This is a genomic window from Roseimaritima sediminicola (assembly GCF_009618275.1).
GTDB lineage: Bacteria > Planctomycetota > Planctomycetia > Pirellulales > Pirellulaceae > Roseimaritima > Roseimaritima sediminicola.
In genome coordinates, this window is the sequence record NZ_WIAD01000001.1 from 407,507 (window position 1) to 419,949 (window position 12,443).

The 12,443-nt window shown below is 60.2% G+C and carries 12 protein-coding genes; 7 read left to right on the forward strand and 5 right to left on the reverse strand.

What is annotated here, in order from left to right:
- The first annotated feature begins 16 nt into the window (after positions 1-16).
- Positions 17-1,231, forward strand: coding sequence for a hypothetical protein (locus tag GE027_RS01395; protein ID WP_153555365.1), 1,215 nt, complete (start codon positions 17-19; stop codon positions 1,229-1,231).
- Here the strand turns inward: GE027_RS01395 and GE027_RS01400 are convergent.
- The 4 genes from GE027_RS01400 to GE027_RS01415 all read right to left on the reverse strand — a co-directional run bounded on the left by GE027_RS01400 (position 1,222) and on the right by GE027_RS01415 (position 4,805).
- Complete coding sequence (locus GE027_RS01400; protein ID WP_162006525.1) at positions 1,222-2,688, reverse strand: neutral/alkaline non-lysosomal ceramidase N-terminal domain-containing protein; 1,467 nt, start codon at positions 2,686-2,688, stop codon at positions 1,222-1,224. The genes GE027_RS01395 and GE027_RS01400 overlap by 10 nt on opposite strands.
- A 177-nt stretch (positions 2,689-2,865) precedes the next feature.
- Positions 2,866-3,654 carry an ABC transporter permease gene (locus GE027_RS01405; RefSeq protein ID WP_237607159.1) on the reverse strand — a complete coding sequence of 263 codons (789 nt, stop codon included), beginning with the start codon at positions 3,652-3,654 and terminating at the stop codon, positions 2,866-2,868.
- On the reverse strand, positions 3,651-4,427 hold the full coding sequence (locus GE027_RS01410; RefSeq protein ID WP_153555366.1) for an ABC transporter ATP-binding protein: 777 nt from the start codon (positions 4,425-4,427) through the stop codon (positions 3,651-3,653). Before GE027_RS01410 ends, GE027_RS01405 begins: the two co-directional genes overlap by 4 nt.
- 3 nt (positions 4,428-4,430) lie before the next feature.
- The gene (locus GE027_RS01415) at positions 4,431-4,805 is read right to left on the reverse strand and encodes a hypothetical protein (RefSeq protein WP_153555367.1); all 375 of its coding nucleotides are present in this window, start codon (positions 4,803-4,805) and stop codon (positions 4,431-4,433) included.
- Between the two features lie 550 nt (positions 4,806-5,355).
- Here GE027_RS01415 and GE027_RS01420 point away from each other — a divergent pair.
- From GE027_RS01420 to GE027_RS01440, 5 genes are all read left to right on the forward strand, one after another.
- Positions 5,356-5,733 (forward strand): GntR family transcriptional regulator, encoded by a 378-nt coding sequence (locus GE027_RS01420; RefSeq protein ID WP_153555368.1) that lies wholly within the window; start codon positions 5,356-5,358, stop codon positions 5,731-5,733.
- A 156-nt stretch (positions 5,734-5,889) separates the two neighbouring features.
- Positions 5,890-6,558, forward strand: a complete 669-nt coding sequence (locus GE027_RS01425) for an ATP-binding cassette domain-containing protein (RefSeq protein ID WP_153555369.1) — start codon at positions 5,890-5,892, stop codon at positions 6,556-6,558.
- 57 nt (positions 6,559-6,615) lie between these two features.
- On the forward strand, positions 6,616-7,098 hold the full coding sequence (locus GE027_RS01430; RefSeq protein WP_153555370.1) for a hypothetical protein: 483 nt from the start codon (positions 6,616-6,618) through the stop codon (positions 7,096-7,098).
- A gap of 5 nt (positions 7,099-7,103) precedes the next feature.
- Complete coding sequence (locus GE027_RS01435) at positions 7,104-8,042, forward strand: PP2C family protein-serine/threonine phosphatase (RefSeq protein ID WP_153555371.1); 939 nt, start codon at positions 7,104-7,106, stop codon at positions 8,040-8,042.
- A gap of 143 nt (positions 8,043-8,185) precedes the next feature.
- On the forward strand, positions 8,186-10,579 hold the full coding sequence (locus tag GE027_RS01440) for a VIT domain-containing protein (RefSeq protein ID WP_153555372.1): 2,394 nt from the start codon (positions 8,186-8,188) through the stop codon (positions 10,577-10,579).
- Here the strand turns inward: GE027_RS01440 and GE027_RS01445 are convergent.
- Positions 10,576-11,910, reverse strand: coding sequence for an MBL fold metallo-hydrolase RNA specificity domain-containing protein (locus GE027_RS01445; protein ID WP_153555373.1), 1,335 nt, complete (start codon positions 11,908-11,910; stop codon positions 10,576-10,578). The two genes, GE027_RS01440 and GE027_RS01445, sit on opposite strands and share 4 nt — an antisense overlap.
- A gap of 170 nt (positions 11,911-12,080) precedes the next feature.
- Between GE027_RS01445 and GE027_RS01450 the strand changes: the two genes are divergently transcribed.
- Complete coding sequence (locus GE027_RS01450) at positions 12,081-12,428, forward strand: P-II family nitrogen regulator (protein ID WP_153555374.1); 348 nt, start codon at positions 12,081-12,083, stop codon at positions 12,426-12,428.
- Positions 12,429-12,443: the final 15 nt, after the last annotated feature.

Here is a 12,443-nt window from a genome sequence, read left to right on the forward strand (position 1 = left end):
CAAAGGTCGAATTGCGATGCCTCCTGAAGCTCCCCTGCCGGCGTCCGAAAACCCGTATCGCCCGCCCGCAGGCGGGCTGGGGAATCTGGAGCCCGGGGCGGCGGGAGCCGAACTGCCGCGGCCGCCCCAGGGGTTGGCTTTTGGCGGTCAATTAACCCGCGGCGACATTGATCTGGCGATGCGGGATTGGCGGTTAATCCTTCCGCCAGCGATCCTCCTGGCTCTGGTCCTGGCGCCGCTGACGCTGCTGCTGGGCCTGTTGGCCAGGGACCTGGTCGGCTGGGGCGGTCCGGTGCGTGAATCGGGCGTTTTGGCGCTGTTGATCGTGTTGCTCGTACCGCTGGTCGTTGCGTTGGCCGCGAAGTTGCGATTGCAGATGTTTCCGGCGCACCGTTTTCTCAGGACCCATCCGCAAGCCCTCGACTCGCTGCACGGAACCTTGACCGCCGACGCGGTGGAACTGGTCACCGAACGAGGCCGTGCCTGGTTGCCGCTGAAGTCCCTGACCGCGTTGACCGTTCGCGGCGGCGCGATGGTCGTGCAGTTTGATCCGCAAGGGCTGACCACGCTGATCCTCCCGTATCGGTTTTTTTCCGATCCGCTGACCGCCGAACGGATCCTGGCCTACTACGCCGAGCACAACCCGCCGTTGGCCGCCGGCGTGATCGATCCCCGCAAATTAAAACCGGCCGAGCGGTCGCAGATGGGTCCGCCGCCGGAGGATTCAATCCCCTTCACAGGCATGCTGACTGTGGCCGACATGCGCGGCACGCCGCTGGAATCCCGTCGCCGTGCCGTGCTGTTGCGGTGCGGATTGTTCGCCGCGATCTGTGTGCTCGCACCGCTGCTGGTCGGCATGTTCGCAAGCGTGTTTCTCGGCCTGGTGAGTTCGGTATTCTTCCTGATGGTGGGCATCCGCATCCTCCGCGTGTACCAAACCGGGCTACGTCCGCTGGTCGACTCCACCCGGCCGTTATTGATGATGAGCGGATGGATCGACGACCGCGGCGTGACGATCCTGAACGGCTTGAAGCAGGGCTGTTCGAACTGGCACGCGTTTAACGAGTGCGGTTCCAGTGAGCAGACATTATGGCTGCGGATGCCGGGCAAGTTATTCCTGCACGTCGTCTTGCCCCGCCACTGTTTCGCCAGCGACGACGACTTCCAGGCCGCCCGCCGGCGTGTTCATCAACACGTCGGCGGGCCAAACGCTGCTGACAATTACTCCTGATGCAAACGTCCGAACATTTCCATCAGGGCATCGACTATTTTTACCGAAGCGTCTTTCTGGACATTGTTGGATCCCATCCAGGTCTCGTAACCGCCCAGCCGATGCTGCTCCGGCGTGGGCAGGTAGCCGAACGAGCCGTTGGCCAGCTCGATCGTAAAGCTCTGCTCGAAGGGGCTCTCGCGTTTGATTTCCAGTCCGGTTTCGGCAAACGTTTCGAAGGGAATCGCGGCGATGCCCAGGGTACCGATTCGCAGCGTCTGCAGCGGCACGTCGATCGCTTCGGGCCCTGCGTCCAGCTTGGCCACGCGTTCGGCATAGATCTGCTCGCGTCCCATTCGCGGTGCGTCACTGGCGTCCAGATTGGCAAAGTGTGCTCGCATCTCTTCGCTGGGCTTGCGGACATTCAAGCGCAGGTCGGTGGCTTGGGCGTCCAGCGGCACCCAAGAATGAAAGGTCAAATCGCGGTGGGCATCGGCAACCCGCTGGGCCACCTTGTCGGCCACCTCGGCCATTTTCTCGTAACGACGATAACGTTTTGGTTTGCCATCTTGGAAATTGATGTTGTTGATGTCGCCGCTGGTACCATTGCTGAGAATGCCTACGAACGGCGGCCACGACCGGTCGCCGCCCTGTTCGTCGTCGCCGAGCAGTTTCTGTTCGATGAACTTGGCAAAGTAACCGAAGTAGTCCGCGGAGACATCGCCGGGATTCACGCCGCCGACGTAGTGCAAGGAATAATTCGCCAGCACGGCCAAGGGACGACCGTCACGGTGCCGCACCGAAATAAAACTGATTTCCGGATCCACAGGCCCGGCCGGACGATTCAATGATTTGTGGCCGCGGGGCGGATTCATACGCACCCGGTCCAGCCCGCCAAAGGGGTTTTTCAGCAGAGCGGCATCGTCGACAAACCAACGCCGATTGAACACTTCCGAGGGCTCGTCCACGCTGCCCCACGCGATCTCCGCCTCCTGCAGGTTGGCCACCGCACGGCGAACTCCATCGGAGATCCGCCGGGCCAAGAATCGTTGATAGTCCGTCAGCGATTCGTCGCGGTGCACTTTGCTGGATCCGCGAGCCGTGGTCGCCGAATGCGTGTGCGTCGCCGCCATCAAGATGTGCGACGGGGCGATCCCGGTCGCTTCTTGAACATGCTGTTTGGCCAGATCGAACACCTCCACGGGAATCCCCACATTGTCGCACAGGACAATCGCCAACCGGGTTTCGCCGTTGTCCAGCACCAGCGAACGGGCGTGCAGTTCGTCGTGAATATTGGTCGCGGGAATCGGTTTCCAATTTCCCACAATCATTTCACCCAGCGGTGGCGTGATGTTGCTGGTCGACGCTCCGGCCAGGAACTTGCGATCTGCGTCCTCGGCTTTCAGGGTGGCAACACCGGCGACGGCCACGGCGGCCAGCAAGCCAAAACGAAACAGTAAAACTCGGGAGAGTAACATCGTGGAAGGGTCTCCTGAATGGAGGGCGGGCTAAGTAGGAAAGGTCACACTATATCCTATCTCGCGGCCCGAGGCGGGTCGTCGCAAAGACCTTGCCCGGACACGATAGCCCGCCCCCCCCGGTGCGCCAGCGGGGTGTAGTCGCAGCGTTTCACCGAAAGCTTCAAGCCGCGGTGCTTAGCCGCCGCTCCAGCGCCGCAGGACCGTGGCGGACAACAGATTGATGGCACCATACAAGACCAACCCCACAACGGCACTGGCAAACATCGCTGCCATCAGTGACGCGGTACGCTGTTGGTTCAACCAACTGAGCATCAACGTGCCGAGGCCGTCGTGCTGGCTACCGAAGCCGATAAAGAAATCGCCGACGATCGCCCCGATGACTGCCAAGCCGGCGGCGGTTCGGATGCCCACCATGATATAAGGAATCGCCGCTGGGAAACGCAGCTTGTACAACGTCTTCAGCCGCCCGGCTCGATAGATCCGAAACAGGTCATTCAGCTGGGGCTCGGTCGCCATCAATCCCGTGGTCACACTGTTGATGATCGGGAACAGACTGATGATCACCACCACATACACGACGGTGCGAAACTGATACCCGCTCCAGGTGACCAACAGCGGTGCGATTCCAATGATGGGCACCGTCTGCAGGAACATCACATAGGGAAAGAACCCGATCCGCAGGCTGCGAAAATGGCTGAACAGGATCCCGATCGTGGTACCGATCGCGACGCTGCAAACCAGTCCCAGCAAGGCGGCCCAGCCGGTCAGGACGCATCCCCAGCCGAGCTGGCTGCGATGCTGCCAAGCGTCGCCGAGTACCTGGTAGCTGTGGGGCAGCAAGACCGGATGGATGTCGCCCAGAAAGATCGTCGCCTCCCAAGCCAACAATAACACCATGGCGACCACGCTGACCGAGAGGACGTTTCCCATCCGCGTCCGCCAACTCGCCTCGACCAGGTTCATACCGGATCCGCCTTTTCCAGTATTTCCGTGATCTGGGCCACGCGCCCGAGAAGATACCGATCGCCGGCGATCGACGTGGGCCGAGGATACGGACGGTCCACCGTGATCTCGCTGGTGATTCGTCCCTCATTCATCACCAATACGCGTTGGCTGTTCAACACCGCTTCGGCAATATTGTGGGTCACCAACACCACGGTGCGACTCTGTTGCATCCATAGCTGCTGAACCAATTGGCCCAGCCGCGCCCGCAGGACATCATCCAGCGCAGCAAACGGTTCGTCCAACAACAGCAACGTGGGATCGGTGCAAAGAGCCCGAGCGATCGAGACCCGCATCTGCATGCCTCCGGACAACTGATGCGGTTTCTTCTGATGGTCCGCCTCGGCCAGCCCGACTCGGTCCAACCACCGATAGGCTTGGCGTCGAAGCTCGGCGCGTCGCGCCCGGCGTCCTCGGGTGATCAATTCCAACGGCAGTGCAACATTCTGCCAAGCGGATCGCCAGGGCAGCAGTGCCGCATTCTGAAAGACGTATCCCACCGTTCCGCGCTGAGGCTCGAGTGGGGGATCAAATTGCAAACGCCCCGCCTGCAAGGGCTGCAGACCGGCCAAAACCCTCAACAAACTCGTCTTGCCACAACCGCTCTTACCCACCACCGCCACCATCTCACCGCTGGAGATGGTGACACTTAAGTTATCGAACACCGACGAGCCATCTTCGAAACGAACGCGAAGCTGGTCTGCAACGATGGCGGCCCCGGTGGCAGTAGGCACGGTTTAATCGGAAAGCTGGTCGATGGCTTCGATCGTGGCTCGGGCCTTCTCGATTCCACCAGCGGAATCGATGAATTCCTTGGCCTTTTTCAGGCTGGACAACGACACCGAGTCTTGGTTGCCGGTGGTGGCCGCCGCACCGCGACGCGTCGCGCCCACTTTCTTCTTGGTGCTGCCTTTGGGACGTCCACGGCGTTTGGGCGGCTGGCCGTCGCGAGCCAGCTGCTTGGAACGAATCGTACTGACAAACGTCGGTGATACAGTCAGACCTTTCTCCTCCATTGCCGCCACCACTTCTTTGGGCTTGGCGTTGGGGTTCGCGTCATAGTAATCACGAATCTCTTGCGACTTGTTCGGACCGGATTTCTTCTTAGCCATGTCTCTTGTTCCTTTTCACTCATGTAATGCCCCAAACATCGTCAACACACCGATCAGTTTGATACTGATAGCTATTCTGTCAATCGCCTCTATCGTTTGTTGCGGCATAAAACAGAAGTCTTTTACATTTTTTTCCATCCAGGTCCGTCGGGGACCCGACCCCCCAAGCTTCCAATTATACCGCTGCGGCCGCCCTCTTCGCAGCACGTTTGCGGCATGCAAGGGCTAGACCGCGTCCGCGATCGACCTATGCGAACTCGAAAGACCGCGGAGCAACATGTAAGGAAAAACCCTCGGCGAGTGCTGCCTATGTAGGGCGACGAGAATGGTTGGGGGGCGGAAAACCTATCAGCCACCAGGGCGTTTACCTTTGCTCGACCCCCGTGCTCGACCGTTTGAGCGTTAGCTTCGACTGACCGGCCGGGCCCGTTTTTTCCTTGACGCCCATCCGCACTGGTGTACTATTAAGCTAGTTCACCAGAACAGAGGACCAGCCGGCGAGGGTGTTTGCCGGCGGCCCTGGGTTCCCTTATCGGGAGTGTGGCAAGCGATGTTCTTTTCGATCGATTCTTCCAACGGCGTTCCCATCTACGAGCAATTGGTTCGTCAGGTGAAGTTCGCGGTGGCCGATGGCGTCTTGTCCACCGGACAGATGATCCCCAGCGTTCGCCAATTGGCCCAGCAGCTTGCGATCAATCCCAACACGATCGCCCGGGCTTATGGTCAATTGCAGACGGAGCTGGTGGTCGAACCGTTGCGAGGCCGCGGGTTGGTGGTTCGCAAAGACGCCTTGAACCGCTGCCTCAAGGCTCGCAATCAACTGTTGGCGCAGCGGTTGAAAGCGGCCATCGAAGAATGTTCGCAGGCCGGGCTGACGCGCAGCGAGATCACCACCATGTTCGAGGCACAGCTGGCCGGCATCGATTAGCACGGCAGCTTGCTAGGACGCCAGCTTGTCAGCACGGTGGCGACGAGGCAGTACCGACAGAAACCATACAGCGCACCAATACCGAAACCTGATTCGTCCTGCTGGATCGGCCGGCCGGCCGTGGACCGCATCCATCCATCCTTGGGAGACGCGACAATGTCGACTGTGGTAGAAGCAACTGGGTTAACCAAAGGTTTTCGCGGATGCGATGCCCTGCAGGGCGTCGATTTAAAAGTGCCTGCGGGGGTCGTCTTTGCCTTGCTGGGCGAGAACGGGGCGGGCAAGACCACACTGATTCGCATCCTGACGGGTTTCCTACCCGCCGATGCCGGTCGAGCTCGTATTCTGGACCTGGACTGTCAAACGCAGAGCATGCAGATTCGCCGCCGGGTGGGCTATGTTTCCGATGCACCGGCCCTGTATGACTGGATGACTGCCGAACAGATTGGTTGGTTCACATCAGCCTTTTATCCCGATGGCTTTCAACTTCGTTATCGGGAATTGATTGCCCAGTTCGAAGTGCCGCTGAGCCGAAAACTGAAACGGCTCAGCAAGGGCCAGCGAGCCAAGGTGGCTCTGGCCCTGGCCGTCGCCCACGAGCCGGACTTATTAATCCTGGACGAACCGACCGGCGGCCTGGATCCCTTGGTGCGACGACAGTTGCGGCTGATCACGACTCGAACCCGCGCACCGGAGCAATACAGTACCAGTTCCGGCCAAGCGAATACTGATCGACGGGTCGATGAAATCAACCTGCCAAAGAACCTGGTTTTACCACCGGCGATGTTCGTTCTGTGTCTACAACGCGGCTTCTTGATAGGCTAGCATGAGAGCAGCTGACGACATCTCAATCGCCTTCGTATTCCCAAAGGTTCTGCCAGGATGGATGGCCAATTGTGGCTTGACTGGATTTCGCGTTTTACTCACATCGCTACCGCCATCACTTTGATCGGTGGCAGCATCTTCACCGCCTTCATCTTGCGTCCGGCCGCGACGGGTTTGGAGCCGACCGCGCACGAAGCTTTGGCGACGTCGGTGACCGGACGGTGGAAACGCTTCGTCCACATCGGAATCCTGCTGTTCCTGATCAGCGGTTTCTACAACTATTTCCGCGCGATGGAGCTACACCGCGGCGATGGCCTGTACCACGCCTTGGTCGGTATCAAGATGCTGTTGGCCTTGGGCGTGTTCTTTATCGCGGCGGCCTTGGTAGGGCGTTCGGCGAAGCTGGAGTCGTTGCGGCGACGCAGGGATTTGTGGTTGCGAGTATTGATCCTATTGGCGGCGGTCATTGTGGGCATCTCGGGCTTTGTCAAAGTCCGTGGTGGCTCCGCGATACCGACCGAATCGGCTTTAACCGAGTAAGACCGATGCCTGTTGATATCGATTATTGTGGCGTCACCGACCAGGGCCGTGTCCGCCAGATCAACCAGGATCAATTCTTGATTGCGACGTTGCATCCGGCGATGCAGCTGCAAGCCACCAGTTTGCCACTGCAGTTACCTTCGCCGTTGTTGGGGCGGGCGGCCGGACACTTGTTGGTGGTGGCCGACGGAATGGGTGGACACGCTGCGGGCGAGCGGGCCAGTTTGCTGGCGGTGCAGCACCTGTTTCAGCGTTTGTTCCATACGCCGGACTGCGTTTGCCCCGCGCAGAAACAGTGTGACAACTACTATCTGCAGTACCTCCGCCAACTGGTCCAAGACGCTCATCGCTGCATCATCGATGATGCAGCGGTCCACAGCGAAAACCGCGGCATGGGCACGACCTTCACGCTGGCCTACGCACTGTGGCCCAAGTTGTACGTGTTGCATGCCGGAGACACGCGTTGTTACCGGATCCGCGATGGGCAGGCGCAGTGCTTGACCCAGGATCACACCCTGGCGCGACAATTGGTCGAGCAGGGCGGAATGCGTCCGGAGGATGAAGCGGACAGCCGCTGGAGCAACGTGTTGTGGAATGTCCTGGGCGGGCATGGCGGCCACTGCATCACCGTCGACGCTGGCGTGGAAACGCTTGAGGATTCCGATGTGATCCTGCTGTGCAGCGATGGCCTGTACCGCTACCTGGACGAAACCACCCTAAGCGACATCGTTTCGCAGTCGGCGGACGCCGCCGAGGCCTGCGAGAGTTTGGTGGCCTTGGCCAATGCACGAGGCGGCGAAGACAATATCACGGTCGTGATGGGTCGCTTCCGCGAAATCGCGGCGGCCGAGGACTCGGCCCGGTCGAGCCTTGACAGCATTCCCGATGCGGAGGCACGGGATCCCGAAGACGAAGACACCAAGCCACACGACATGGCCACTTAGCCACAAAGTCGGCGCGACACGCAAAAATCGGGAACCGCGATCGGCACTGCGCGTCCATCCTCTTGTCCGGTGGCCGCAGGGCACGAACGGCAGCGCGGCGGCCGCGCGTCTCGAATTTCCGTGTGAATGAGGAGCCGATTGGTATGCGTACGTCCTTTTTTTCTCTTCGTCGCAGGCCGCCTTTGGCCCGTTCGGTGTTGGCCGCCCGTCCGGTGTTGACGCTAGTGTGTGGGGCGGTCTTGGCCGTACTCGGCGGGGCCCTACCAGCGGCCGGACAAGGCTTTCTGGTACCGGCCGATCCCGACAGTCCGGTGTGGCGGCGAGTTGCACCCGAGCAGCCTGTCCATACGTATCGCGTCGACCGTATCGATGTGGACGCTTCGCTGCAGGATCAGGTGGCCACCGTGCAGGTCTCTCAGACGTTCCGCAACACGTGCTCGCAAACCCTGCAAGTTCGCTTTGTGTTTCCCATGCCCTACGACGGGGCGGTCGACCGGATGACGTTCCTGGTCGATGGCGAAGAGTTGCCGGGGAAATTAATGGATGCCGACGCGGCTCGCAAACAGTTCACCGATTATGTGCGGCGGATGGAGGATCCGGCATTGGTCCAGTGGATCGGACCAGGCGTTTTTCAGACACAAGTGTTTCCGGTTCCCGCGGGCGCCGAGCGTACCGTATCGCTGCGCTACACCCAGTTGCTGCGCCGCACCGGCACGATGACCGATTGGTTGCTGCCCCTGAAACCGGCCGCCTCCAGCGGAACCCCGGTGGGCCAGGTCGCGCTGTCGGCCCGCATCCGCAGCTCCGCACCGCTGGCCAACGTCTACAGTCCCACGCACGAAGTGGAGGTCAAAAGACCCGATTCGCGGACGGCCCAGATTAAATGGAAAACGTCTGGCAAGAAGATCGAGGGTGACCTGCGGTTGATGTGGGACATGGGCGAAGATCCGGTGCCGATGTCCCTGGTCGGTTACCGCAAGAAACAAAGCGAGGACGGTTATTTCATGCTGCTGTTGCAGCCGGATCTTCCTGAGGCTTCGGCAGAGGACCGTCGTCGCGGCAAGCACGTCATCCTGGTTCTCGACAAGAGCGGCAGCATGAAAGGCGAAAAGATCGACCAGGCGCGATCCGCCGTCGACTATGTCCTGAAACAATTAAAACCACGAGATCGGTTTGAGTTGATCGCTTACGACAATACGGTCGAAGCCTACAGCGAATCGCTGGTCGATGCCGACAAAGACACCGTCCGCGATGCCCAGGATTACGTGTCCTCGCTGCTGGCCGGGGGCGGCACGAACTTCCACGAAGCTTTGCAAACCGCACTGGAAACCGCCGCCGATGCCGACGGTTCGCCGTATGTTGTGTTCCTGACCGACGGGCGGCCGACGGTGGGCACGACCGATATTGGCAAGATCGTGGCAGCCGCGAAAAAAGCCAACGACGGCCACGCTCGACTGCTCAGCCTGGGCGTGGGGCACGACGTCAACAGCCGGTTGTTGGACAAATTATCGATGGAGTTGCAAGGGCGGTCGATTTACGTCAGTCCCGGTGAAGCGATCGACGACCGCGTCCAACAATTGTATGACCGCATCGGTGCTCCCGCGCTAACAGACGTGAAACTAACGATCACGGTTGACGGAAAAAAACGGTCGGTTCGCCAGCTGTACCCCGACGACATGCTGGACCTGTTTTCGGGCGATCAGGTCGTCGTGGTGGGACGGTACCGGCATGATGGCGATGTCAAAATCGAACTCAGCGGGGACTTCGATGGCCAACGCAAGACCTATCAGTACAGCGGCCACTTGCCCGACGCCGACGCCAGCCAGCGGCGTAACGCCTTTGTTGAAAGGTTGTGGGCCGTGCGGCGGATCGGCACCATCATCGACCAGATTGACCTGAACGGTGAAAAGCAAGAGTTGGTCGACGAATTGATCGCGTTGTCGAAACAACACGGTGTGTTGACGCCCTACACCGCGTTCCTGGCCGACGAAGACGTCGACCTGAACGATCGACGCCTGCAACAGACGCGCACGCGACGCTCCCTACAGCGATTGCAAGCCGAGTACGGCGCCGACGCGTTCCGCCAGCGAGCCACCAAAGGCGCTTTCAAGTACGCGCCGCGAGCCAGTTCGGCGGACAGCCTGTCGGTTCAGGACTTCGCCGAATCGGCTCCGCCGACGAACCAAGCGTCCGGACTGGGCGGGATCGCCGCTCGGAGCGGCTCCGCCGCGGGCCGCGCCGCCACTCCGGCCCTACAGGCCGGCGCAGCACCCGCGGCAGCCGAACCGGCCAGCAGGCCGCGTGGGTCGGTTCGCCAGATCGCTGGCAAAACGTTCTTCGCTCGCGGTAAAGCCTTGATCGATGCCGAAGCGTCCGACCAGCAGATCCGCGAAGCGGAAAAGGTAGAACAATTCAGCCAGCGGTATTTCGACCTGCTGAAGGAATTGGACGAGGACCAGAAAGAGTGGTTGGCCCAAAACAAGGAGGTGCTCGTGGTCGTCGCCGACAAAGCGTACCGGATCGTGAGCAAGAACTAGTCCACGTCATAGCCACGCCGGGAAAGTTCTTCATTGAGGACTTTCTTGGCGTGGTACTCGCCGTGGACCAGGCGGATGTGCTGAGGCCGCGACTGGAAACCTTCGACAAAGCGGATCAAGTCGGCTTGATCACCGTGGGCGGAATACCCGCTCAACTGGTGCACCTTGGCCTGGATGTCGAACTTCCGCCCATCCAGCCGCACCCAGTCGCGTTGCTGTTGGATGGTGCGGCCGGGCGTACCGTGTGCTTGGTAACCGACAAAGACCACATCGGCGGTGGGATCGGACAGAAACCGCTTCAGGTAATTGACGACTCGGCCGCCGGTACACATCCCGCTGCCGGCGATCACGACGGCGGGCAGTCGGTGTTCGGCAAGGTACCCCAGGGTGTCCATGTGTTCGGAGTGGTCGCCCACGGTGGTCAGGTTGTTGAACACCAGAGGTTGATCGTCGGTGCGCAGGACCGCCTGGGCTTCTTCCCCCCAGTAGGCTTGAAGATCCTTGTAGATCTCTGTGAACCGGGAGGCCAAGGGCGAGTCGACAATGACGTCGACGGCCTTCATCAAACTGTGCCCACTTTGTTGCTCGATGCGTTCGAAGATATTGTTCATCTCGAACAACAGCGCCTGGGTGCGTCCCAGACTGAAGGCTGGGATGATCGTCACCCCCTTGTCTTTCAGCGTATGCCGCAGGATGTCTTCGAGTTGCTGTTGCCGATTCTCGGCGTTGTCATGCAGCCGATCGCCGTAGGTGCTCTCCAAGACCAATAGATCGGCCTTGGGTGGGCTGGTCACTGCGTTCAACAGCGGAGCATTCTGACTGCCGATATCGCCGGAAAATACGGCGGTTGCGCCATCGGGCGTCTCGACTTCGAAAACCGTCGATCCCAGCACATGGCCGGCAGGCCGCAAACGAATCCTCGCGCCGCCCTCGATCGCATGCCAGCGATGATAGTCCAGCGGCCGTAGCTGTTTGCCAACGGTTTTGAGAAAGCGTTCGATCATCCGCCGGTTGCGAGTGAAACCGATACGGATCGCGTCCTCCATCACCAACGGCAACAGCTTGGCCGTCGGATGACTGCAATAAATCGATTTGTCGAACCCCGCCGACAGCAGGTACGGAATGCGGCCACAGTGATCGATATGCACATGGGTCAGCAGCAACGCCGCGATGCCCTTCAGGGGAAACTTGATCTCGGGATTCGGATGCTCCTTGGCGTCATCCCCCTGGAACATGCCGCAATCGACCAGGTAACTGTTCCCGTTTTGCATTTTCAGTTGATGACAGGAACCGGTGACGCCGCGGTGGGCGCCGTGGTGGATCAGGCGCATCGACAGTTATCCCATTTGCATTTTGCGGTGAAGCGGCCCCGCCGGCCACCGTCGGCAGTATAGCGGTTGGCCAGCGGCCCGTTGCCCACCGGTACGGCCAGGGACTACCATTGGCAGCAGAAACGAGTCATTTTCGATCCTCCCCAGCCGTATGCTCGAGACGCGTCGACGTGAAACTGATCATCGCCATCATCCAGCCCGATAAATTGGAAGCCGTCAAACAGGCTCTTACGGAAGTCGACGTGGTCCGCCTGACCGTGATGGACTGCCAGGGCTTTGGGCGACAGAAAGGGCAGACCGGGATTTATCGTGGCCACGAGTTCTCCTTTAATCTGCTGCGCAAAGTACAATTGCAGATCGCCGTCAACGAGGAGTTCGTCAAACCCACGGTCGACGCGATCCTGGGCGCCGGACGCAGTGGCGAATCCGGCGCGATCGGAGACGGTAAGATCTTTGTGTTGCCGATGGACGATTGCATCCGCATCCGTACCGGCGAACGCGGAGAAGAAGCCATTTAGTCAATTGGATCCCCG

Coding starts and splice junctions, on each gene's coding strand:
- GE027_RS01395 (WP_153555365.1), top strand. CDS start 17: ATGCCTCCTGAAGCTCCCCTGCCGGCGTCCGAAAACCCGTATCGCCCG.
- GE027_RS01400 (WP_162006525.1), bottom strand. CDS start 2,688: ATGTTACTCTCCCGAGTTTTACTGTTTCGTTTTGGCTTGCTGGCCGCC.
- GE027_RS01405 (WP_237607159.1), bottom strand. CDS start 3,654: ATGAACCTGGTCGAGGCGAGTTGGCGGACGCGGATGGGAAACGTCCTC.
- GE027_RS01415 (WP_153555367.1), bottom strand. CDS start 4,805: ATGGCTAAGAAGAAATCCGGTCCGAACAAGTCGCAAGAGATTCGTGAT.
- GE027_RS01420 (WP_153555368.1), top strand. CDS start 5,356: ATGTTCTTTTCGATCGATTCTTCCAACGGCGTTCCCATCTACGAGCAA.
- GE027_RS01425 (WP_153555369.1), top strand. CDS start 5,890: ATGTCGACTGTGGTAGAAGCAACTGGGTTAACCAAAGGTTTTCGCGGA.
- GE027_RS01430 (WP_153555370.1), top strand. CDS start 6,616: ATGGATGGCCAATTGTGGCTTGACTGGATTTCGCGTTTTACTCACATC.
- GE027_RS01435 (WP_153555371.1), top strand. CDS start 7,104: ATGCCTGTTGATATCGATTATTGTGGCGTCACCGACCAGGGCCGTGTC.
- GE027_RS01440 (WP_153555372.1), top strand. CDS start 8,186: ATGCGTACGTCCTTTTTTTCTCTTCGTCGCAGGCCGCCTTTGGCCCGT.
- GE027_RS01445 (WP_153555373.1), bottom strand. CDS start 11,910: ATGCGCCTGATCCACCACGGCGCCCACCGCGGCGTCACCGGTTCCTGT.